The sequence below is a fragment of the Geothrix mesophila genome, assembly GCF_022808835.1.
GTDB lineage: Bacteria > Acidobacteriota > Holophagae > Holophagales > Holophagaceae > Geothrix > Geothrix paludis.
This window is the reverse complement of sequence record NZ_JAKZLD010000001.1, coordinates 1,178,901-1,200,386: the sequence shown is the minus strand read 5'-3', so window position 1 is coordinate 1,200,386 and position 21,486 is coordinate 1,178,901. Positions and strand designations below refer to the sequence as shown.

General features: G+C 68.3%; 17 protein-coding genes. 5 read left to right on the top strand and 12 right to left on the bottom strand.

What is annotated here, in order from left to right:
• Window positions 1–53: 53 nt before the first annotated feature.
• From MLG87_RS05455 to MLG87_RS05425, 7 genes are all read right to left on the bottom strand, one after another.
• Window positions 54–2,861 carry a M20/M25/M40 family metallo-hydrolase gene (locus tag MLG87_RS05455; protein ID WP_243294186.1) on the bottom strand — a complete coding sequence of 936 codons (2,808 nt, stop codon included), beginning with the start codon at window positions 2,859–2,861 and terminating at the stop codon, window positions 54–56.
• A gap of 41 nt (window positions 2,862–2,902) precedes the next feature.
• Window positions 2,903–4,213 carry an aminotransferase class I/II-fold pyridoxal phosphate-dependent enzyme gene (locus MLG87_RS05450; protein ID WP_243294185.1) on the bottom strand — a complete coding sequence of 437 codons (1,311 nt, stop codon included), beginning with the start codon at window positions 4,211–4,213 and terminating at the stop codon, window positions 2,903–2,905.
• Between the two features lie 122 nt (window positions 4,214–4,335).
• On the bottom strand, window positions 4,336–5,697 hold the full coding sequence (locus MLG87_RS05445) for a glutamate-5-semialdehyde dehydrogenase (protein WP_243294184.1): 1,362 nt from the start codon (window positions 5,695–5,697) through the stop codon (window positions 4,336–4,338).
• Entirely contained in the window at window positions 5,694–6,554 is an 861-nt protein-coding gene (proB, locus tag MLG87_RS05440; RefSeq protein WP_243294183.1) for a glutamate 5-kinase, read from the bottom strand. Before proB ends, MLG87_RS05445 begins: the two co-directional genes overlap by 4 nt.
• 455 nt (window positions 6,555–7,009) lie before the next feature.
• Window positions 7,010–8,422, bottom strand: a complete 1,413-nt coding sequence (locus MLG87_RS05435) for a pyridoxal phosphate-dependent decarboxylase family protein (RefSeq protein ID WP_243294182.1) — start codon at window positions 8,420–8,422, stop codon at window positions 7,010–7,012.
• A gap of 60 nt (window positions 8,423–8,482) precedes the next feature.
• Complete coding sequence (locus tag MLG87_RS05430) at window positions 8,483–8,704, bottom strand: helix-turn-helix domain-containing protein (protein ID WP_243294181.1); 222 nt, start codon at window positions 8,702–8,704, stop codon at window positions 8,483–8,485.
• Window positions 8,705–8,714: 10 nt separating this feature from the next.
• Window positions 8,715–9,266: a DUF2975 domain-containing protein gene (locus MLG87_RS05425; protein ID WP_243294180.1), complete on the bottom strand. Its 552-nt coding sequence runs from the start codon at window positions 9,264–9,266 to the stop codon at window positions 8,715–8,717.
• 173 nt (window positions 9,267–9,439) lie between these two features.
• On the opposite strand from MLG87_RS05425, the gene MLG87_RS05420 reads away from it, so the two are divergent.
• Together MLG87_RS05420 and MLG87_RS05415 are read left to right on the top strand one after the other, a co-directional pair.
• A complete protein-coding gene (locus tag MLG87_RS05420) occupies window positions 9,440–9,709 on the top strand; it encodes a hypothetical protein (protein WP_243294179.1) in 270 nt (89 codons plus the stop codon).
• Window positions 9,706–10,071, top strand: a complete 366-nt coding sequence (locus MLG87_RS05415) for a type II toxin-antitoxin system PemK/MazF family toxin (protein WP_243294178.1) — start codon at window positions 9,706–9,708, stop codon at window positions 10,069–10,071. The genes MLG87_RS05420 and MLG87_RS05415 overlap by 4 nt, the downstream gene beginning before the upstream one ends.
• A 13-nt stretch (window positions 10,072–10,084) precedes the next feature.
• Here MLG87_RS05415 and MLG87_RS05410 read toward each other — a convergent pair whose 3' ends face one another.
• Window positions 10,085–10,996, bottom strand: a complete 912-nt coding sequence (locus MLG87_RS05410) for an MBL fold metallo-hydrolase (protein WP_243294177.1) — start codon at window positions 10,994–10,996, stop codon at window positions 10,085–10,087.
• A gap of 156 nt (window positions 10,997–11,152) precedes the next feature.
• Between MLG87_RS05410 and MLG87_RS05405 the strand changes: the two genes are divergently transcribed.
• Window positions 11,153–11,551, top strand: coding sequence for an OsmC family protein (locus tag MLG87_RS05405; RefSeq protein WP_243294176.1), 399 nt, complete (start codon window positions 11,153–11,155; stop codon window positions 11,549–11,551).
• Window positions 11,552–12,041: 490 nt separating this feature from the next.
• Here the strand turns inward: MLG87_RS05405 and MLG87_RS05400 are convergent, their stop codons facing one another.
• The 3 genes from MLG87_RS05400 to MLG87_RS05390 are packed head-to-tail and all read right to left on the bottom strand — an operon-like array spanning window position 12,042 to window position 15,800.
• Complete coding sequence (locus MLG87_RS05400; RefSeq protein ID WP_243294175.1) at window positions 12,042–13,325, bottom strand: ABC transporter permease; 1,284 nt, start codon at window positions 13,323–13,325, stop codon at window positions 12,042–12,044.
• Between the two features lie 2 nt (window positions 13,326–13,327).
• Window positions 13,328–14,554, bottom strand: coding sequence for an ABC transporter permease (locus MLG87_RS05395; protein WP_243294174.1), 1,227 nt, complete (start codon window positions 14,552–14,554; stop codon window positions 13,328–13,330).
• 7 nt (window positions 14,555–14,561) lie between these two features.
• A complete protein-coding gene (locus MLG87_RS05390; RefSeq protein ID WP_243294173.1) occupies window positions 14,562–15,800 on the bottom strand; it encodes an efflux RND transporter periplasmic adaptor subunit in 1,239 nt (412 codons plus the stop codon).
• A 146-nt stretch (window positions 15,801–15,946) separates the two neighbouring features.
• Between MLG87_RS05390 and MLG87_RS05385 the strand changes: the two genes are divergently transcribed.
• Window positions 15,947–18,358 carry a TonB-dependent receptor gene (locus MLG87_RS05385; protein WP_243294172.1) on the top strand — a complete coding sequence of 804 codons (2,412 nt, stop codon included), beginning with the start codon at window positions 15,947–15,949 and terminating at the stop codon, window positions 18,356–18,358.
• Window positions 18,359–18,376: 18 nt separating this feature from the next.
• Here the strand turns inward: MLG87_RS05385 and MLG87_RS05380 are convergent, their stop codons facing one another.
• Window positions 18,377–19,201 (bottom strand): hypothetical protein, encoded by an 825-nt coding sequence (locus MLG87_RS05380; protein ID WP_243294171.1) that lies wholly within the window; start codon window positions 19,199–19,201, stop codon window positions 18,377–18,379.
• A 195-nt stretch (window positions 19,202–19,396) separates the two neighbouring features.
• Here MLG87_RS05380 and MLG87_RS05375 point away from each other — a divergent pair, with 195 nt between their 5' ends.
• Entirely contained in the window at window positions 19,397–21,484 is a 2,088-nt protein-coding gene (locus tag MLG87_RS05375) for a S46 family peptidase (protein WP_243294170.1), read from the top strand.
• Window positions 21,485–21,486 lie beyond the last annotated feature (2 nt).

Below are 21,486 nucleotides of genomic sequence, written 5' to 3'. Positions count from 1 at the left end.
TCTTCGGCACGACCACCGAACCTACTTGTGGTCAGGCCGTGGTCAGCTTGCGGTCAGCCCTTCAGCCTGGCCGCGAAGGCATCCAGGGCGCGGTAGTAGGGATCGATGCTGGGAATGAAGTGGCGCTCGCCGGCGGCGTGGGGGCCGATGCCGGTCTGGCCCCAGACCACGCCCTGGCCCTTGGGGGCGAAGCGGGCGGAGGTGCCGGCGCCCTTGCGGCCGATGCGGACATCCCCGCCGGCGGCCTCGATGCCGGCCAGCAGGGCCTTGAGGTAGGGGTTTTCCGGATCGCAGGCGATGCCGGGCTCCCAGGCGGAGGGCACCAGCTCCAGCTCCCGCGCCGCGGCCAGGGCCTCGATGTCGGTGCGCAGGCCGGAGATGTCGTCCTGGGGGATGGGGCGGATCTCCACGCCCAGAGCGCCGCGATCCGGCGTGATGTTGTAGACGCCGGGCGTGCCCACCTGGATGTAGGCGAAGCGGGCCAGGGACTGCCAGCCGTCCGCGGCCTTCAGGGTGAGGCGCTTGGCGAACATCTCGCGCAGGGCCTCGCGGGCGCCCAGGAGGCGCTCCGTGAGGTCGCTGCCCCCCGCCAGCCCGCTGTGGCCGCGGGTGCCTCGGGCCACCAGCTCGAAGCGCAGGACGCCTCGGTTCTGCGTGCAGACCTCGCCCCAGAGCTCCGTGCCCTTCTCCCCGGTGCGCTCGCCGGCCACGAAGAAGGAGGGCTCGTAGCCCCACTCCTCCTTGAGCTGCCGCAGCACGTGAGGCGTGCCCATGGGCTCCAGCTCGCCGTTCTCCTCGTTGCCGAGCATGAGCAGGCTCACGGGTGGGTAGGGCGCGCCCTTCTTGAAGGTGTCCTTCATCCACACCATGTAGGTGGAGAGGACGGTCTTCATGTCCGCGGCGCCGCGGCCCCAGAGGTAGTCGCCCTCGATCTTCGGCTCGAACTGGCTGTCGTCGGGTTCGGGCTCCACCACGTCGAAGTGGCCGCACAGCATGGCCGGGGCCTGCTCGCCGCCGGGGAAGTGGGCGAGCACGGCCGGGAAGGTGGCCTGGTTGAAGTAGCGCACGGGCACGCCGTGGTTGCGCAGGTAGTCGTAGATGAACGTGGCCGCCCGGTGGATCTCGGGCATGCGCTCCTCGGGGCAGGCGGTGACGCTGGGGATGCGGATGAGGCGCTGCGACACGGCCAGCACCTCTGCGGTCTTGCTCGCGAAGGTCCCCTCCACCACGGACTCGGGGCGGGGGCGGAAGCGCACGGGGGCCCGGGGATCCAGGTGCACCTCGTCCCGGGCGTGCTCCACGAAGTCCTTGAGCTTGTCCTGTTCCGGCCCGAGGTCCGCCAGGCGGGCGGTGATGGCCTCCACCTCGTCCCGGACCTGGACCTTCCGCGCCTCGGCCAGCTCCACGAGCAGGGCCGCCGGCACAATGTCCGAGGTGCCGAGCTTGGCCTTCAGCTTCTGGCGCATCTTCTCGGCGGTGCTGGGCGCGCCTTCCGCCATCTCGCGGAGCGGCTGGAGGTCCTCCCAGAACCCCAGGGCCTCGGCCAGGGGCCGAAGCTGGTTGAGCGTCCAGGCCAGGAAGACGCGCATGGCCACGGGCTTGGCGGTGAGGGGATCCTCAATGACGGCGTTGAGGCCTTCCTTGGCGGCCAGCTCCTCGTTGCGCCGGGCCCGGGTGATGTCCTCGGTGTCGTAGCGGAATCCGCGGGCGAAGTCGGGATCGGCGTAGAAGCGGAGGAGGAGCAGGTGCTTGAGGGTGAGGTTCGCCACGTCCAGGGCCAGCTCGTGGCCGGGATCGTCGGTGCGCACCTCCACGCGGGCCATGGGCAGGTCGATGCGGGCGAAGAGGTTCTGGCGCTCGATCTGCGCGGCCATGTCCTCCACGTTGCGCGTCTCGCCGGCGGCGAAGAGGCCCCGGGCGTAGATGTCGTGGAGCTGATCGCTGGTGACCTGGATGAGGCGCTCCACGGGCTCGGCCTGGGAGCGGGCGCGCACGGGGATCCAGTTGTTGTTGCCGAAGCGCACGCCGCGGCGCACCAGGTCGTAGGACAGGCGCAGGTAGTCGGCGTGGCTGCGGTTCAGGTCCGGCACATCCAGGGCGGGCGGGTTCGGGAAGGTGAGGTTCCGCACGGACTCGTAGGGCGTGAGGCGGACCACGGGCTTGCCGCCTTCTTCGGAGGCCTGGAGGGGCGTGCTGGCGCTGGTGGCGATGAAGAGCCCGGCGAACGCCCGCATGAGCCGCGTGCCCGTGATGTAGACCTGGTTCTTGTAGTCGTCGAGGTGGTGATCGCCGCGTTGGGAGGCGGGCAGGTGCATGAAGTCCCAGGCCAGCATGGGCTCGGGCAGGCTGAGATTGCAGTGCGTGCCAGCGGTGGCCAGCTCGGTGCCGTACATCTCCACGCAGCGCTGCAGGTACCGCCGCTTGGCCAGGTGCCAGGACTCGGGCACGCAATCGGGCCCGATCTCCGGCAGCACGAGCAGGTTCCCGTGCCAGTAGTGCAGGGGCTCCCCGAAGGCGCGGCCCGCCTTGTATAGGGCGTTGATGAGGGCGGCCTCCAGCAGGCGGCCTTCGTACACCGCGCCCCGGGGCGTGTGGTAGGGCCGGGTGACCCACTCGATCATCCAGTGGAAGACCTCGAGCTGGTGGTACTCCCCGGTCCAGGGCGCCAGCACCTTCGTCCGCAGGTGGTCCACGAAGGACATGCGGTCCGGTCCCGTGCCCACGGTGAGCAGGGGGCGGAACTGCGGATCCACCAGGTTCCACTCCAGCTCCAGCCCGCAGAGACCGCCGCCGGGCCGCGTCTCCTGGGCGGTCTGGCGCGCCAGCTTGAACTTCTCGACGAAGGCGTTCAGGTCGAACACGGGTGCTCCGGATCAATCAATCAACGTGCAGGTGAAGCTGTTCAACCTTGCAGAGACTTCAGCGCTTCGAGCAGGCGCTCGGCGGCGCCCTGGGTGCGCTCGGGCGGGGTGGCGTAGGAGAAGCGGATCCACTCGGCGCCGTAGGGACTGAAGAAGGCGCCGGGCACCACGGCCACGCCGTGCTCCTCGGCCAGGTACTGGCCCATGGGCTCGGAGTCGGTCCAGCCCTTGGCCTGGAAGGTGTCCGACACCTTGATGAATGCGTAGTAGCCCTGGCCGATGATGTGGGTGAGGCCCTGCTTCTTGAGGAACTCGCGCAGCCAGGCACGGCTGGCGCGGGTGGGCTCGATGATGGGCGCGGCGGCCTTCTGGAAGCCCTTCTCGTAGGCGGCCATGGCCACGGCCAGGCTGAAGAAGGAGGGCATGACCGTGTGCGAGGCCTGGGCCACGATGGTCTTGACCACGTCCGCATCGGCCAGCAGGTGGCAGTTGCGGATGTTGGAACCGCCGAGGCTCTTGGTGAGCCCGTCCAGCACCATCAGGCGCTTGCGCAGCTCCGGCTCGAAGGCGCGCAACAGCACGTTCACGTCGTAGGGGTCGCCGTCGCTCACGGCGTGGTACATCCAATCGAAGAGCACGAAGGCCACGCCTGCTTCCAGGGCCGTGCGGGCCAGGACGATCTGGCGCTCGAGGGGGATGGTCTGGCCCGTGGGGTTGTCGGGGCAGGTGATGACGAGGCCCGCGATCTTGCGGCCATGGCGCCCGGCCTCGGCCACACAGGCGCGGATGCCCTCTTCGGAGTAGGCCCAGCCCTCCTCGGCTCGGCCGGGCGCCCACATCACGTTGGCGCCGATGCCGTAGGGGCCCCAGTTGTAGCTGATCCAGGGCACGCGGCTCACCACTACTACATCGCCCTGGCGGCCGTGGCCGAGGGCCAGCATGGCCTGGTAGGCCTTCTGGAGGCCGTCGCGGCCGCCCTGGGTGCCGATGATGTTGGCCGGGCCCCAGCCCGTGTCGGGGGCCAGCTTCCAGTACTGCTCGGCCACGATCTTCCGGTAGGCGTCCGTGCCGTAGGGCATGTCGTAGGCGGTGCCGTGCTCCTTCTGCATCTGGAAGGCGCGGTCCAGCAGCTCCGCGGGCACACCTGGCAGCGAGGCGCCGCCGTCGCCCTGGCTGGCGTCGAAGACGGGCACGCCCGGCTGCTTCTCCTTGAAGACCTTCAGCGACTTGTTGATGAGGAACATGCGGGAGGCCGGGATGGGCGCCAGCTGTTTCAGGTGATCGCTCACCGGGACAAGGTTGGCCTCAGGCACGGCGAAGGCGGGCGTTTCAGGGGAGAGCAGGGCAGCCATGGATCCTCCCGATACGAAAAAGTCGCCCCTGCGGCGATCCAGGAGCGACGAACGTGGGTCAAGGCTAACACTTCGGGCCCCGGGTTCAAAGTTATAGAGTCTTATGTATCAATAATTGATGTTTATACCCCACTGTCTGGATCGCCGCGCGGATCATTGCCCAGATCGCCGCCCAGATCGCCGCCCAGATCCCGGTGCCGGAAGGGCCGGGCGGCGGGCCCCGCGTAGTCTTCCACTCTGTGGCCGTGGCCCAGCAGGAGGTAGCGGTAGCTGAGGAGGCCCTCCAGGCCCACGGGACCCCGGGCGTGGATTCGCCCGGTACTGATGCCCACCTCGGCGCCGAAGCCGTATCGGAAGCCGTCGGCGAAGCGCGTGGAGGCGTTGTGGAACACCCCCGCCGCGTCCACCTCCGCCAGGAATCGCGACGCGGCGGCGTGATCCTCGGTGATGATGGCCTCCGTGTGGCCGCTGCCGTGGGCGCGGATGTGGGCCAGGGCCCCGTCGAGATCGTCCACGATCTTCAGGGCCAGGATGGGAGCGCCGTACTCGGTGTCCCAGTCGGCGTCCGTGGCCTCCGCCAGAGCGGGCTCGAGGGCCCGGCAGGCGACGCAGCCGCGCAGCTCCACGCCGCGCGGGGCCAGGTCTGCCACCAGCGCCGGCAGCAGACGGGCCGCGGCCCGGCGGTGGATGAGGACCGTCTCCACCGCGTTGCAGGCCGCGGGGTACTGCAGCTTGGCATCGCGCACCAGGGCCACGGCCATGGCGGGATCTGCGGCCGCGTCGAGGTACATGTGGCAGATGCCGTCCGCATGGCCCAGCACGGGGATGCGCGTGGCGGCCTGGAGGCTCAGCACCAGCTCCCGGGAGCCCCGGGGGATCACCAGGTCCACCAGGTCCGGCCGCTGCAGCAGGGCCGCCACGGCCTCGCGATCCGGCAGACCCTGGACGGCGTCATCCGGCAACCCCTCCTCCGCCAGCGCCTGCCGCACCGCGGCCAGCAGCGCGGCGTTGGAGCGCGCGGCTTCGCGGCCGCCCTTGAGCAGCACGGCGTTGCCGCTCTTGAGAGCCAGTGCGCTGATCTGAATGAGAGCATCCGGGCGCGCCTCGAACACCACGCAGAGCACGCCCAGGGGGCAGGCCACGCGGGTGAGCTCCAGGCCCTCGTCCAGCTCTCGGCGCAGCTGCACCCGGTGAAGGGGATCCGGCAGGTCCGCCACGGCCCGGACGCCCTGGGCCATGGCCGCCAGCTTGGCGTCGTCCAGCTTGAGCCGCTGGAGCGTGGCGGGCGGCAGAGCGTTCCCAGCGGCCACATCTTCCGCATTGGCCGCGAAGAGGGCGGGCGCCTGGGCTTGCAGGAGGTCCGCCAGCCGCCGCAGCACCGCCGAGCGGCGCTTTCCGGGCGTGGTGGCCAGGCGGCGCGAGGCCTCCCGGGCCGCCTGGGCCATGGCCTGGATCTGGAGGGGGCTGAGGCTCGCGTCGGTCATGGCCGGGCTCCTCTGGGGGCGGCGAGGAAGAGGGTGCCCACGGGGTCGCCCGCGAGGATCTGGTCGAGGATGCCGATGGCGAGGCCCGAGGCCAGCACCACGGGCACCCCGGCCCGTGCCGCGGCCCGCGCGGCCTCCACTTTGCTGACCATGCCTCCCCGCCCGCGGCCCGAGGTGCCCTCGAACCTGGCCTGAGGATCGGCTCCGAAGGGAACCTCCGCCAGAGGCTCCGCGTCGGCGTGCAGGCCCGGGTTGCGGGTGTGGAGGGCGCTCACGTCCGAGAGGAGCACCAGGAGATCGGCCTCCAGGTGCGTGGCCACCAGGGCGGAGAGGTGGTCGTTGTCGCTGAAGATGGGCCGGCGGCCAGGGGACGGCCGCTCCAGCTCCAGGGTGGACACGGTGTCGTTCTCGTTGAGCACGGGGATGGCCCCCAGCTCCAGCAGGGTGTCCAGGGTGCGCCGGAGGTTGGCGTGGCGCAGGGGGTCCGCGAAGTCATCCTCCGTCAGCAGCACCTGGGCGGCGCAGAGCCCCATGCGGGCGAAGCCCTCCTGGTAGATGGACATGAGCTGGCCCTGCCCGGCGGCCGCGCAGGCCTGCTTCTGGGGCAATTCCTTCGGCTTGTGGATGCCGAGCTGGCGGGCTCCCAGTCCGATGGCGCCGGAGGAGACCAGCACGGGCTGGCCGCCCCGGCGGCGGAGACTGGCCACGGTTTCCATCAATCCGTACAGCCGGCTGAGCGCAGGCCTTCCCTCCTCATCCAGCACGACCTGCGTGCCGAGCTTGATGACGATCCTTCTGGCCGTGCCAAGGCTGGCCCGCTGGGCGGTGCTGGCGATGGCGTGGGTGCTGCGGGTCATGGTCATCTGCCCATAAAGAAAAACCCCCGGGTCGGTGTGCGGCCCGGGGGTGGATGTGAGCGGATCGTCCTGGCGACTAGCTCAAAGCCCTCCAACCGGTCGGCCGGTCATGGGGTGGCTAGGGCGCGGGTTGAAGGTCACGACAAGAATCATGGTGTGCCAAGTGTGCCCAGGCGAGGTCGCCGGACGCAACGGAAAACAGGAAAAGAAGAACGCGGAGGGTGCGAAGAAAGAGCGAAGACCGCGAAAACATATTGTGGGTGCCTTGGTACAGGACATCCGGGCCTTCGGCCCCAGGTCGCGCACGGCGCGACCGGCTTTGAGGGCGGCGGCCAGAGCGGCCGCAAGGAGCCGCCATGGCCGCCGCCCTCAAAGGGATGTGCGGGATGGGTCGAAACCCCTTCGCGCTCTTCGCTCGCCCGAAGGGCGTTTTCGCGTCCTTCGCGTTCTGTCTTTCAGGCCTCGGCCGCGGCCTTCAAGGCCTCCCACAGGGCCTCGACATGGCGCCGCTCGGTGGTCTCGGCGCCGATGCTCACGCGGAGGATCTGCTTGCCCTTGAGCATGGAGGGGGTGAGGTAGGCGGCGCCGCCTTCGTTGATTCGGCGGGCCAGGTCCAGGTTGTGCTGGGCGAGGGCAGCCTCGTCCAGGCCGGGCTTGAGGTGCCTGAGGCAGATGGTCTGCAGTGGTACGGGGGCCAAGCGCTCCCAGTCCGGGGTGGCGTCCACCTGCTCCCTGAACCACTGGGCGTTCGCCAGGTCGCGGCGGATGCGGGCCTGGAGGCCCTCCACGCCCACGTCCATGAGGTAGAACCACAGCTTCAGCGCCCGGAAGCGGCGGCCCAGCTGGATGTGCCAGTCGCGGAAGTTGCTCACCTGGCCGTCCTGGGCCGTGCGCAGGTAGCTGGGGTTGGTGCTCATCACGCGGATGAGGTGCTGGGGATCTCGGACGTAGTAGGCGCTGAGGTCGAAGCCCACGCCCATCCACTTGTGGGGGTTGAACACCAGGCTGTCCGCCCGCTCGATGCCCTCCCACATCCAGCGGCACTCAGGCAGCACCATGGCCGTGCCCGCCATGGCCGCGTCCACGTGGAGCCACATGCCGTGCTTTTCGGCGAGGTCCGCCAGGGCGGGCAGGGGATCCAGGGCCGTGGTGGCCGTGGTGCCCACGGCGCCGACGAGGGCGCAGGGGCGGAGGCCGATCTCGACGTCCTTCTCGATGGCCGCCTGCAGGAGGTCCAGGCGGATGGCGTGGTTCTCGTCCGTGGGGATGAGCCGCAGGAAGCTGCGGCCGAAGCCCGCGAGGAGGGCCGCCTTCTCGATGGAGCTGTGGGCCTGGTCCGAGGCGTAGACCACCAGCGGCGCCTCCCCGCTCTGGAGGCCTTCCGTGTTCTGGGCGTACTCAGAGACCTTCTCCCGGGCGCAGAGCAGGGCCGTGAAGGTGGCTGTGCTGGCGGTGTCGTGGATGACGCCGGTGAAGGCCGTGCTCAGGCCCACCATCTGGCGCAGCCAGTCCATGACCACCTCTTCGACTTCGGTGGCCGCGGGGCTGGTCTGCCAGCTCATGCCCTGGGCGCCCAGGCCCGAGGCGGCAAGGTCGCCGAGGATCGAGCTGTAGCTGGTGTTGCTGGGGAAGTAGGCGAAAAAGGATGGATGGTTCCAGTGGGTGATGCCCGGCAGCACGTCCCGCTCCAGGGCCGCCAGGGCCTGGGCCACGCGGCCCCCGTGCTGGGGCGGGTGGTCCGGGAAGGCGGCGCGGATGTCCCCGGGCTGCACCCGGCTCATGACCGGCAGTCGCTCGAGGTTCTCGCGGTAGTCCGCGATCCAATCCACGAGCTGGTAACCGAGGCGGCGGAATTCGTTGGCGTCCATGCCGATAGTGTGCCGGAACCGGATCGCTGCGCGATCCGGTTATGTGGAGAGCAGCCGGAATCAGTCCGTTGTCGTCGCGTCTGGTTCAAAACGGAGCAGGTCGCCAGGCTGGCAGCCCAGTTCACGGCAGAGGGCTTCGAGGGTGGAAAACCGGATGGCCTTCGCTTTGCCTGTTTTGAGAATGGACAGATTCGGAAGCGTCAAATCGATGCGTTCCGCCAGATCTCCGAGCCTCATCTTGCGTTGGGCGAGGACCACATCGAGGGTCACGGTGATGGGCATGGGATCCCCTTCAGATGACCAGTTCCTGCTCTGACTTCAGACGGCACCCTTCTTCCATAACGTGGGCGACCAGCAGCAAGATCCCTCCGAAGAACAAGCCCTGTAGCGACGCACTGGCCGCATGTCCCCAAGGGTGGATGATCTGGGTGGTGAGAACCTTGGCCGCTGCGGCCAGGCCCCAGAACATCAGGAGCCCGAGAGGGGCCGTGGCCACCTGGATCCAGCCCAGGAAGCGCACCAGCCGGATGCTTTCCAGGGAGAAGGCGGCGCCCTCCTCGAATTGGTGAAGCAGCCGGATCAGGGAGCCCAGGGACAGGACGGCCGTGGTGAGGCTGGTGGCGAGCATGGCCCAGACCAAGGTCCTCAGCATCCAGCCCACATGCCCGGCATCGAATCGGAACCCATCTACGTCCAGCACCCGCAGCAGGTGATTGGCGATGTCCAGAGCGAATCCGTTCAGGAAGACCATGCCTGGTGAGAAGATCAGCACGAGGAGGCACAGCCAGAAGACAACCGAGGCATAACGGCGCAAGGCACGGCTGAGACGCTGGGTTCGGTTCATGGGGATCCTCCCTGGTGGAGAATGTAAGTGGGTCGAATCGAATTTCAATATAAAATTATTGATAAACAATAAATTTTAATTGATCAACGATGTCGCGCGGCTGCGGAAAACAGCAAGCGATGGGCTTGTCCTCGCTGACCATGAAACATAAAATGATATCAAAGGATGATGGCATGTTCAGCACCACGCTCCGCCTCGACGACGACCTCGGGCGCTTCCTGCGGGAGGCGGCGGAGGTCCATGGCATGAGCGTGAACGGCTGGCTGGCGGAGCTGCTGCGTCGCGAGCAGGCGGCGGCCGCCCGGCGCAGACTGGCGGCAGACTGGGCGGCCTACGGGAAGGATGCGGAGGCCCAGGATGTGGCCTATGCCTTCGGAGCCCAGACCGAGGTGGCGGCCGAACCGCGGCGGCGCAGCTACCGGTCCCGGAAAGCATCGAGATGAGCGGCGACCTGCCGCGGTGCAGCCGGGGCGAGATCTGGCTGCTGGACTGGAACCCCCGGAGGGGATCCGGTCAGGGCGGCTTCCGGCCGGGCCTCATCATCCAATCCGACCTCGGCAACCATGCGATGGGGGCCCGCACCACGATCGTCGTGCCCCTCACCACCCAGGGCCGCGACTACGCCTTCTACGTTCCCATCCCCCGCGGGAAGGAGAATGGGCTGCCCGCCGATTCCTGGGTCAACGCCACCCAGGTGTTCACTGTGGACAAGTCTCGCCTCGCGAAGCGCCTGGGGAAGGCCACGCCGGCCCAGATGAGGGCCCTAGCCGCGGCCCTCGCGGGCGTTCTCGATCTCCAGCCGTAGGCGTCCGTGCCTTTCAGCCCCGCGCCTCCCGCTTCCGCCAGTAGCGCGCCAGGCCGTAGACGCTCATGAAGGCGGGATCGGCGATCTCGTAGTCCTGGATGGCCTGGTCGTCCAGCCCGTACCCAGCCAGCAGGCCGTTCAGGAAGGCCTGGAAGCGGGGGACCATGGCCGCTTCCGTGGTCCCCGCCGCGAGCTGCAGGCGCACCCACTCGGCGATGCGGTGGAGGTTCTCCTCCAGCGAGTCGAAGTGGGCCACGCCATCGCGCTTGATGCCGAAGTGGGTCGGATAGATGAAGGCGGGACGGGTGGCGCGCATGCGCTCGATGGAGTCCCGCCAGGCCTCCAGGTCGATGTCCGGCGGCGGGAAGGGCGGGATGGTGGGCCCGTGCCCGATGCGGATGCCGCCCACGTCGCCGGTGAAGAGGCCGTCATCCAGCCGGTAGGTGATGTGGTGGATGGCGTGGCCCGGTGTGTGGATGGCCTGAATGGCCACGTCGCCGAGGCGCGCCGTCGCGCCATCCTCCATGGGAACGATCCGGTCCGCGTCGATGGGCTCGAGCCGTCCCCACAGGCGGTCCATGGCGTCGCCGTAGATGCGCCGGGCCGAATCCAGCAGCTTGGCCGGATCCTGGAGGTGGCGCGCCCCCTTGGGATGGACGTGGATCTTCGTGCCGTGCCGCGCCAGCCGCCAGGCGGCACCCCCATGGTCCAGGTGGATGTGGGTGATGAAGGCGTGCCGGATGTCCTCCAGCGCGAAGCCCTCCGCCGCCACGGCCTCGCGAAGGTGGTCGTAGAGGGACTCCGGCCCTGTCTCCACGAGGACGGGGCCTTCGGAGGTTCGGACGAGGAAGGCCCCCACGGTGCCTTCCGCCTGAAACTTCAGGTCCAGCAACGTCACCGGTCCTTGTGTCTCGGCCTGGGTCATGTCGTGCTCCGGGGATCTTCCGCCCATGGTCGTGCATCGAGGAGCCCCTGTCATCCTGCGGTGCGATGGGCTCCTTCCAGGGAGCTGCTAAATAATCCTATTTGATTATTATGGAATATTGTGGGACTATGAGGGTTGTGCGACAAGGAGCCGGGCATGGACATGACCATCGATTTTCCGGGCGGCGCGCGGGTGGACGCGCACTTCGGGCCCTACACCGTGAGGACGGACCAGCCCGTCCAGGGCGGCGGGGAGGGCTCCGCGCCCAGTCCCTTCGCCCTCTTCCAGGCCTCCCTCGCCACCTGCGCCGGCATCTACGTGCTGAACTTCTGCCGTCAGCGGGACCTCCCGACTGAGGGCATCCGGCTGGTCCAGCGGACCGTCCCCGATCCCGCCACCGGCATGGTGGGGCGCGTGGAGCTGGAGATCCTGGTGCCGCCCACCTTCCCCGAGAAATACCACGACGCCCTCGTGCGCACCGCCAGCCAGTGCACGGTGAAGAAGCACATCGAGCATCCCCCGGCGTTCAGCGTGAAGACCCTGGTCGAGGGCTGAGCCTAGTCGCGGCTGGGAAACCTCGACCATGACCCATGGCTGGAAAGCCTCCACGAAGGGCACGAAGAATAAACCGAAGGACATGAGGACCTACTCGAGCATTCGGTCCAAGGACATCCGGGCCTGCGGCTCCAGGCTACGCGAAGCACAGCCTGCTTCACGGGCGGCGGCCCTGGACGGCTTCCAGGGGCTGCCATGGCCGCCGCCCGTGAAGGGATGTCCGTGGTGGATCGGGGCTCATTCGCGCTCTTCGTGTGCCCGAAGGGCGTATTCGCGCCATTCGCGTTCTTCTGTTTCGGTGGGCTACTCGTAGCGCAGGGCCTCGATGGGATCCTGCCTCACGGCTTTCAGCGCGGGCCGCGGGACCCGCTCCGCGAGCCAGAGGCGAGCGGGAGGACGCGCCAGTGGCGCGTCCGTTCGCGGGGGAGCAGGCGCCGTGCGCGAGGCGAAGCCGAGCGCCCAGGCGCTGGCCCACGGGCGATGGAATAGGCTACTCGTACCGCAGGGCCTCGATGGGATCCTGCCTCGCGGCTTTCAGCGCGGGCCACAGCCCGAAGATGAGCCCCACGGCCGTGCTGACGCCGAAGCCGAGGACGATGCTCCAGAGGGGCGCGGCGGCGGGGAACTCGAAGGCCAGGCGCACCAGCATGGCGATGCCCAGGCCCACGGCGATGCCTACGGCGCCGCCCACGCCCGTGAGGCTGATGGCCTCCACCAGGAACTGCATGGCAATGTCGCGACGGGTGGCGCCGAGGGCCTTGCGCACGCCGATCTCGCGGGTGCGTTCGGTGACGCTCACCAGCATGATGTTCATCACGCCCACGCCGCCCACCAGCAGCGCGATGGCGGCGATGAGGATCATGGCGCCCGCGATGCCGCCGGTGATCTGCTGGAAGGTCTTGAGCTGGGCTTCGCTGGTGAAGATAGCGAAGTCGTTGGGTTGGTTGGCGCGGAGGCCGCGCCGGGCTCGGAGGATGGCCACTTCCTGGTCCATCATCTCGTACATCTGCTTCGGGTCCTTGGGCACGGTGGCGATGTGGATGGTGTCTCCGCCGCCGTTCTTCACCTGGGGGAACATCTCGTCGAAGGTGCTGATGGGGATGAGCAGGATGTTGTCGGCGTCGCCGCCCAGGAAGCTGCCCTTCTTCTCCAGCAGCCCGATGACGCTGAAGGCCACGCCGTTCACGAGCACCGTGCGGCCGATGGGATCCCGCTTGCCGAAGAGAGCCTCGGCGGTCATGGGGCCCACCACGCAGGTGCGGGCGGTGTGGGTCACGTCCGCGTCCACGAAGAACCGCCCGTCCTGGATGAAGGAGTTGTTGGACGGCGCGTAGTCGGGGTTCGTGCCCACGAAGGTGGGGTTGTTCCCCTCCTGGCCTTCGGGGGTCTTGATGCTGAGGTTCGCGGCGTCGTTGCCGAAGAGGTAGCGCTCCTGGGACACGGCCGAGGCGAGCGTGGCCGTCTGCTTGAGGGCCTCGGCGTCCTCGATGGTGAGGTCGCGCCGGCGCTTCTGGTCCTCGGGAATGCGCCCGCCGCCGAAGCGGGGCTCGTACTTCTGGAACTGTACGAGGGTGGTGCCGAAGCTGGAGAAGCTGTCGGTCACGGCGTCGTTGAAACCCGACACGAAGCTCACCATGGCGATGACCGTGGCCACGCCCGCCACGATGCCCAGCAGCGTGAGGAAGCTCCGCAGCTTCTGCGCCACCATGGCCCGCAGGGCGAACTTGACGTTCTCGCTGCCGATGCCCCTGAATCCGGCTTTGCGGCTGGCCATGGTCACTCCGCCCGGATCGCGTCGATGACGACGAGGTTGGAGGCGCGGTAGGCGGGCAGGAAGCCCGCGGCCAGGCCCACGAGGGTGCTGAGAAGGATGCCCACGAGAACGATGCCTGGCGTGATCTGGGCGGGGAAGTCTGCCACCGCCCGCACGGTGAAGGCCCCGAGGGAGCCCACCAGCACGCCGATGACGCCGCCGGCGGCGGAGAGCAGGGCGGCCTCCAGGAGGAACTGGTACCGGATGTCGCGCTTGCGCGCCCCCAGGGCCATGCGGACGCCGATCTCCTGGGTTCGCTCCACCACGCTCACCAGCATGATGTTCATGATCACGATGCCGCCCACGCCGAGGCTCACGCTGGAGATGAGCATCAGCAGGATGAAGGCGGCGCTGCTGATGGTCTTCCAGAGCTCCTGCAGGCTCTCCTGGGTGAGGAGGCCGAAGGGATCGGGGCTGCGGAAGCTGGTGTGCCGCATGGCGCGGAACAGGGCCCGCACCTCGTCCATGGAGGCGTCCAGGCCTTCCACCCCGTTCCGGGCCTTGATCTGCAGCTCCAGACTCTCGTTCGAGGCCATGAAGTTCTTCCGGTAGACCTGGAGGGGGATGTAGATACGCCCGTCCTGGTTGAAGCCGATGCTCCGCCCCTGCTTGGGCATGAGCCCGATGACGCGGAAGGGGAGACCGCGGATGAGGATCGTCCGGCCCACGGGATCCAGATGGGGGAACAGCTCCTCCCGGGTGTTGGCCCCGATGACGGCGACGTTCAGGGCGCCCTGGTCCTCGTTGTCCGTGAAGAACCGGCCGGCCTCGAACTCCAGGTTGAACAGGTCCGCGAAGTTGGAGGTGATGCCGATGACGGCGATGCTGTCCAGGTGGCGGTCCCCGCTCTGCACGGGCATGGAGTTGCCGGCGGCGGCGGAGACCTGGGAGGACTCCTTGAGGATGCCGCTGGAGAGGCGCTGGTACTCCTGCCAGGTGATGGGCGGGCGCTTGAGGGCGTCGATGAACTCCCGCCGGCTCCGGATGATCCCGAACTTCTGGACGACGTAGACGTCCGGGGCCAGGACGATGATCTTCTCCTTCACATAGGTGTTCAGGCCGGAGATCACGCCCACCACGGCCACGATGGTGGCCACGCCGATGATGACGCCCAGCAGCGTGAGGAAGCTGCGCAGGGTGTGGGCCCGGATCGCCCGGAAGGAGGCGCGGAGGAGTTCAGTGGGGTTCATGGGCGCCTCAGGACTTGGTCTCGTCCTTGTCCTTGTCCTTGTCCTTCTTCTTCGCCTTCTCCACCCGGACCGCCTCGCCGCCCTTGAGGTCGCGGAGCGCCCGGTTGGGACCGGTGATGAGCGATTCGCCGCCCTTGAGGCCGGAGAGCACCTCCACGGAGAGGTCGCCCATGAGGCCGGTCTTCACGGCCACGAACTTGGCCTTGCCCGATTCCATGACGAAGACGCCTTCCTCCTCGCGCGGCGCGCCGGGCTTGTGGGTCTCGCCGGGCTTCAGCTTGATCTCGCGCATGACGAGGGCCTGGAAGGGGATGGCCAGGGCCTGGTCGCGGCTGCCGGTGAAGATGTCCGCCTGGGCGGAGAGGCCGGGCTTGATGGTGATGGGCGGATCCTTGATCCACACCTTCACCTTGAACTTGGTGGCGTCGTTCACGCTGGTCTTCAGGATGGGACTGCCGCCCACTTCCGTGACCTGGCCCTGGAAGACCTGGTTGGGATAGGCGTCGATGCGGATCTGCGCCTCCTGGCCCAGCTTCACGGTGGGGATGGACGCCTCGTCCACTTCCATCTCGGCCTCCACCTTGCTCATGTCGGAGACGGTGAGGAGCACGGTGCCGGCCTGGTTCTGGAGGCCGGGCACGGCGGTCTCGCCCAGCTCGATGCGGCGGGCGGTGACGACGCCGTCCATGGGCGCGGCGATGGTGGAGAAGCCGAGGCCCACATGGGACTGGCTCAGGTTGGCCTTGGCCTGGTCCGTTCGGCGGCGGGCCGTCTCCTGCGCGGCCTGGGCGGTCTCGAGGGCGGTCTTCGCCCGCTCGAAATCCGCCGCGGAGATGATGCCCGCGTCCCGGTTGGCCTTCGCGCGGTCGAAGTCGGACCTGGCCTGGGCGAGGTTGGCAGTGGCGGAGGTCAGGTCCGACTGGGCCGCGTGCAGGCTGGCCTGCATGGCCTCGGAGTTGGCCCGGGCGCTGCGCGGGTCGATCTCCATGAGGAACTGGCCCTTCTGGACCCGGTCGCCCTCCTTGACGGCCAGGCGGGTGACCTGGCCCATGATGCTCGCGGAGATGTCCGCTTTCGTCACTGCCTGGATCTTGCCGTTGGCGCTCACCTTGGCCTGCAGGTTCTCCCGGGCCACGGTGGCCACCTGGATGGCGATGCCCTTGTCCCGCATGCCGGCGATGCTCAGGCCGGCGATCACGAAGATCGCCAATCCTCCGCCGAGGATCCACATCTGCTTCCGCTTCATGTCAAAGGCCTCCCCAACGGGCTGATCGCATCTCAATCTTCGCTCAGGCGGTCCAAGGGTTTAGTGGCCTTGGATGTCATAAATGGAATTGTTTTCCATTGATGAAACCCTCCAATTGGAAAATAATTTCATCTGGAGGACCCGCCTTGTCCCATGCTCCCTTCGGCCCCATCATCCTAGCCCTTCTTGCGGCTGGGCCTGCATTCGCCGCGGCTGCGGGCAGCGGAGCCCTCGCTGGACGGGTGCTGGACGACCAGGGAAGGCCGGTGGCCCAGGCCCAGGTCCGCCTGGAGAACCGGGTCTCCGGATTCCGCCAGACGGTCGTCACGGACGCCTCGGGCACCTACGCCGCCTACAACATCCCCTTCAGCGACTACCACCTGGAGGTGGTGGCGCCGGGGATGCAGGACCTCCACCAGAACATCTCGATCCGCTCCAACCTGCCCGCCCAGCTCGACCTGCGGCTGAAGGCCGCCCAGGCTTCCGCCACGGTGGCGGTGGAGGACACGGTGTCCCTGGTGGAGGCCCACCCCTCGGCCCACATCGACATCGACCGCTCCACCATCGAGAAGATCCCCACCGCTGTCCAGAGCCGGGCCATGGAGAGCATCCTGCTCGCCACGCCGGGCTTCATCCAGGACGAGAACGGCCGCTTCCACTTCCGGGGCAGCCACGGGCAGGTCACCTACGTGGTGGATGGGGTGCCCGTCACGGACCAGGTACAGTCCACCTTCTCGAACTCCCTGGACCCCTCCCAGGTGGAGAGCATGGAAGTCATCACCGGCGGCGTGAGCGCCGAGTACGGCGGGAAGCCGGCGGCCGTGGTGAACCTCACCAGCAAGTCCGGCCTGGGTTCGCCAAGACCCTTCCAGGGTGAGCTGTCGCTGGGTGCCTCGCGGTTCAGCACCCGCGAGCTGGGCTTCGGGGCCCGCGGCGGGTCGGCCTCCTTCGGCTACTTCGTGACCGGCGCCGCCTCCGAGAGCGACCGCTTCCTGGACCCCGTGAACTTCGAGAACCTGCACAACCACGGGACCACGGACCGCCTCTTCACGCGCTTCGACTGGCTGCTGGGCGCCAGCGACATCCTCCGGTTCTCCGCCAGCGGCGGCAGCACGGACCGGGACGTGGTGAACCTGGCCTCCCAGCAGGCGGCCGGGCAGGACCAGCGGGTCCACACCACGGACGTGAACCTGAACCTGGGCTGGACCCACCTGCTGGGCGCGGACCGCAGCCTGGATATGGCGATCTACTACCGCGGCGCCACCGCGCGCCTGGACCCAACCCGCGACCTCCAGCCGGGCTTCGGCGGCGGCGGGCCGGACACGCCCGTGTGGATCCGCTCGGACCGGCGCCTGGACAACCAGGGCGCCCAGGCGGGCTACACCCAGCGGAACGGCGACAACACCTTCAAGGTGGGCCTCCAGGTCGTGCGCTATCCCCTGCACGAGCGCTTCGACCTGGCCATCACCGACCAGGCCCAGGCCTCCGGGCCCTCGGATCCCCTGTATCCCTACACCCCCGCCGGAGGCGGGAACATCCTCCGCTTCTCGGACGGCTTCGCGCCCTCCCTGGCCTCGGCCTACGTCCAGGACGACCTGAAGGCCGGGCGCTGGACCTTCGCCCTGGGCCTCCGCTTCGACCGCTACCAGGGGCGGGACTTCACCCAGAATGAGCTCCAGCCGCGGCTGGGCGTCACCTACGCGCTGCCGGGGATCGGCACCCTGGTGCGGGTGGTCTACGACCGGCTGCTCATCACGCCGGAAAACGAGAACCTGGCCTTCTCCACCTCCCAGACCGCCTGGAGCCTGGTCACCCAGTCCACCACGCCGGTGCCCCAGCTCCGGCCCGAGACCCAGGACAGCTACCTGGTGGGCCTGGAGCAGCAGCTGGGGCAGGTGGCCCGCGTCAGCCTCGACTACTGGTGGAAGGACAGCCGGAACTCCGCCGACAACAGCCAGTTCCTGAACACGGGCATCCTCTTCCCCATCTCCGCCTGGAAGGGCCGCTTCCACGGCCTGGACCTGCGCGTGGACACGGTGCCCATCCGGGGCTGGTCCGCCTACCTGAGCGCGGGCACCGTCCGGACGCTCTACTACAGCCCGACCCTCGGCGGCCTGGACTCCGCCGATCCCACGGTGAACGGGCCCGCCGGAACGCCCTACCTCATCGACCACGACCAGAAGCTCACCGCCCAGCTGGGCGTGCGGTACGAGCAGGGCGGCTTCTTCGCCCAGGCCTCGGGCCGGTACGACTCGGGCCTGGAGGCGGGCGACCCCGCCACCGTCGCCGGAAATCCCGACTACGCCTTCGGCATCCCCTACGTCCGGACGGAGACCGACAGCCTGGTGGGCCCCAACCATCGCATCAAGTCCCGCACCGTCCTGAACCTCAACGCGGGGCAGGCGTGGAAGCTCAAGAACGGGCAGAAGCTGTCAGTGGGCCTGGACCTGCTGAACGCCACGGACGAGAAGGGCCTCTACAACTTCCTCAGCGCCTTCGGCGGCACCCACGTCATCCCGCCGCGCACCTTGGCGGCCCGGGTGAAGTGGACGTTCTGAGCCGGCCTCAGCGCCGCCTCAGAACGGGTGCTCGAAGCTGAGATAGAGGAAGATGGCCTTCTCGCCGCGGCTGGCGCCTACGCCGATGGGCACGGCGATGCCGGGCACGATCTGGAGGCCGCTGGGGAAGTTGTAGGCCCAGCGGATGCCTGGATTGACGTAGGAGGCGCCCTGGCGCTGGGTCTGGCCGGGGCCGGTGATGACCTCGGCGTTGGTGTAGATGTATTCCAGCATCACGTTGAAGCGGGGGGTGGCCAGCCAGATGAAGCTCTGGCCCAGCAGGTAGTCCCGGGTGGTGGCGCGGTCGCCGACCGTGTTGCGGGCTCGGGGGGTGAGGGTGCCGCCGGCGTTGAAGTGGCCCACGAAGTCGCTGCCCAGGGTGAAGCTCACGGGGAGGTTCACCTGGTAGCCGGTGGCGCCCTTGCCGTAGCCGGCCTTCTCGTCGCCCGTGGGCAGCAGCACGCTGAGGCGCGGGGCGAAGGCCACGGGGGCGTTCCCGTCGCCCACCAGCTGGTAGCGCCAGTTCAGGGCCACGTCGCCGAAGGCCTGCTTGCGGTCGGGGGAGGCGTCCAGCCGCTGCCAGGGCAGGGTGAAGCTGAACTGGTTCTTCTGGCTGAAGACGGGCCATTCCTGGGTGAAGGTGTAGATCCAGTCCTTGGTCTCCTGGTAGCGGGTGAAGGTGCTGATGTGCTGCACCACGCCCGTTTCCTGGTTGTAGGCCTCCTCCACGAGGAAGGAGTTGTCCTGGATGGGGCCTTCCTTCTTTTCCTGGGCCATCAGGGACGTGGCGAGCAGGAGGACCGGAAGGATCCGGGAGAGGGGGGAGGAGGTCGGTGTCATCATGATTATGATACTGAGTCTCAAAAAAATGAAATTCAAGACCTCGAGGTTGAGAAGTGATGCCTGTCACTGGGCTGAAGATCAGGCTGCTGGTCCCAGTCTAGCCAAGACACGCCGGACCCCGGTTCCCGTGCCGGGAAGGCAGACGGATCCGAGGATACGTAGTGATACGATGGTCATCCCCCCTGTGGAGTATCCATGTCGTTCCGTGCCCGACGCCTCACCCTCCCCCTGCTCGTCCTCGCCCTGGCCTCCGGGTCGGCGAAGGCCGAGGAGGGCATGTGGACCTTCGACAACCTGCCGACGAAGAAGATCCAGGCCGCCTACGGCTGGGCGCCGGACCAGGCCTGGCTGGACCATGTGCGCCTGTCGGCCCTGCGCTTCCCGGGCGGCTCCGGCTCCTTCGTGAGCGCGGACGGCCTGGTGCTCACCAACCACCACGTGGGCCGGGGCTGGATCCAGCGCGTCAGCGACAAGGACCACGACTACGTGAAGAACGGTTTCACCGCCCAGGACCGCGACCATGAGATCAAGGTCCCCGGGCTCGAGCTGCTGACGCTCATGGCCATGGACAACATCACCGACCGACTGGCCAAGGCCGTGAAGCCCGGCACGCCGGAGGCGGAGGCCCACAAGCTCCGCGGGGCGGAGATCGAGCGGATCAAGAAGGAGATGCAGGAGAAGACGGGGCTCACCTGCGAGCACGTGACCCTCTACCAGGGCGGCGAGCACTGGATCTACAGCTACAAGAAGCACACCGACGTCCGGCTGGTCTTCGCGCCCGAGATGCAGATCGCCTTCTTCGGCGGGGACCACGACAACTTCACCTATCCCCGGCACAACCTCGACTTCTCCATCTTCCGGGTCTACGAGAACGGGAAGCCCTACCACCCGAAGGAGTTCCTGCACTGGACACGGACGGGCCTGAAGGCGGGCGACCTGACCTTCGTGACCGGCCATCCCGGCCGCACCAGCCGCCAGGACACCCTGGCCCAGATGATCTACTCCCGGGACGTGGCCATCCCCATGCGCCTCAAGGGCCTGGAGCGGCGGAAGGAGGCCCTGGTCGAGTACGGGAAGTCCTCCCCGGAGGCCGCACGCCAGGTCAACACCCAGATCTTCGGCGTCGAGAACGGCCTGAAGGCCGTCAACGGCTACTGGTCCGGCCTCAAGAACCCCGAGGCCATGGCCCGCATCGCGGCGGCGGAGAAGGACCTTCGCGCCAAGGTGGCCGCGGATCCCCGGCTCGCGGCGGAGGTCGGGGACGCCTGGGGGCGCATCGAGGCGGCGCTCAAGGTCTCCGAGGGGCTGGCCCGGGAGAACCAGATCGTCGGCACCGCGGATTCCAGCCTCCTGGGCTACGCCCTCGCCCTGGTGCGCATCACCGATGAGGAACACCTCCCCAGCGACAAGCGCCTGCCGGAATACAGCGACGCGAACCTGAAGGCCGCCAAGGCCCGCCTCGGCGTCCACGCGCCGTTCTACGCCGAGCAGGAGATCTTCCTGTTCACCCGGGGGCTGGAGCAGGCCGCCAAAGAGCTCGGCGGCGCCCATCCCTACGTCCAGGCCATGCTGGGCGGCAAGCCGGCGGCCGAGGTCGCCCGGGCGGCCGTGTCCGGCTCCAAGCTCGCGGATCCCGAATTCCGCAAGGCGCTCCTGGCGGGCGGAAAGAAGGCCGTGGCCGAGTGCCAGGACCCCATGATCCTCCTGGCCCGGAAGCTGGATCCCCTGTCCCGCGAGATGCGCCGGAAGCAGGTGGAGCAGGTGCAGAGCGTGCTCACCGAGTGCGGCGCGCGCATCGCCAAGGCCCGCTTCGCGGCCTACGGCAAGGGCACCTACCCGGACGCCACCTTCACCCTCCGCCTGACCTACGGGCCCGTCGCGGAGTACCCGGCCAACGGCACGCTCATCCAGCCCTTCACCACCTTCGGCGGCCTCTTCGACCGCTACGACGGGTGGGGCGGCAACGCCGCCGCGGCCCACGACGGGGCCTGGACCCTGCCCCAGCGCTGGATCGACAAGCGCGGCGCCCTCGACCCCGCCATGCCCTTCAACTTCGTCCACAAGGTCGACATCATCGGCGGCAACTCCGGCTCGCCCGTGGTGGACCGCAAGGGCGAGCTGGTGGGCCTCATCTTCGACGGCGACATCGACATGCTGCCCGGCAACTACTTCTACGACGACAAGGCCAACCGGGGCGTCTCCGTGGATGCCCGCGGCCTCCTGCATGCCCTGGACAAGGTCTACGGCGCCTCCGCGCTCGTGGCCGAACTGACCGGCAAGTAGGC

What these genes read in the sequence shown, in the direction of transcription:
- MLG87_RS05450 (WP_243294185.1), bottom strand. Translation starts at nt 4,213, where the DNA reads ATGGCTGCCCTGCTCTCCCCTGAAACGCCCGCCTTCGCCGTGCCTGAG.
- MLG87_RS05445 (WP_243294184.1), bottom strand. Translation starts at nt 5,697, where the DNA reads ATGACCGACGCGAGCCTCAGCCCCCTCCAGATCCAGGCCATGGCCCAG.
- proB (WP_243294183.1), bottom strand. Translation starts at nt 6,554, where the DNA reads ATGACCCGCAGCACCCACGCCATCGCCAGCACCGCCCAGCGGGCCAGC.
- MLG87_RS05435 (WP_243294182.1), bottom strand. Translation starts at nt 8,422, where the DNA reads ATGGACGCCAACGAATTCCGCCGCCTCGGTTACCAGCTCGTGGATTGG.
- MLG87_RS05430 (WP_243294181.1), bottom strand. Translation starts at nt 8,704, where the DNA reads ATGCCCATCACCGTGACCCTCGATGTGGTCCTCGCCCAACGCAAGATG.
- MLG87_RS05425 (WP_243294180.1), bottom strand. Translation starts at nt 9,266, where the DNA reads ATGAACCGAACCCAGCGTCTCAGCCGTGCCTTGCGCCGTTATGCCTCG.
- MLG87_RS05420 (WP_243294179.1), top strand. Translation starts at nt 9,440, where the DNA reads ATGTTCAGCACCACGCTCCGCCTCGACGACGACCTCGGGCGCTTCCTG.
- MLG87_RS05415 (WP_243294178.1), top strand. Translation starts at nt 9,706, where the DNA reads ATGAGCGGCGACCTGCCGCGGTGCAGCCGGGGCGAGATCTGGCTGCTG.
- MLG87_RS05410 (WP_243294177.1), bottom strand. Translation starts at nt 10,996, where the DNA reads ATGACCCAGGCCGAGACACAAGGACCGGTGACGTTGCTGGACCTGAAG.
- MLG87_RS05405 (WP_243294176.1), top strand. Translation starts at nt 11,153, where the DNA reads ATGGACATGACCATCGATTTTCCGGGCGGCGCGCGGGTGGACGCGCAC.
- MLG87_RS05400 (WP_243294175.1), bottom strand. Translation starts at nt 13,325, where the DNA reads ATGGCCAGCCGCAAAGCCGGATTCAGGGGCATCGGCAGCGAGAACGTC.
- MLG87_RS05395 (WP_243294174.1), bottom strand. Translation starts at nt 14,554, where the DNA reads ATGAACCCCACTGAACTCCTCCGCGCCTCCTTCCGGGCGATCCGGGCC.
- MLG87_RS05390 (WP_243294173.1), bottom strand. Translation starts at nt 15,800, where the DNA reads ATGAAGCGGAAGCAGATGTGGATCCTCGGCGGAGGATTGGCGATCTTC.
- MLG87_RS05380 (WP_243294171.1), bottom strand. Translation starts at nt 19,201, where the DNA reads ATGATGACACCGACCTCCTCCCCCCTCTCCCGGATCCTTCCGGTCCTC.
- MLG87_RS05375 (WP_243294170.1), top strand. Translation starts at nt 19,397, where the DNA reads ATGTCGTTCCGTGCCCGACGCCTCACCCTCCCCCTGCTCGTCCTCGCC.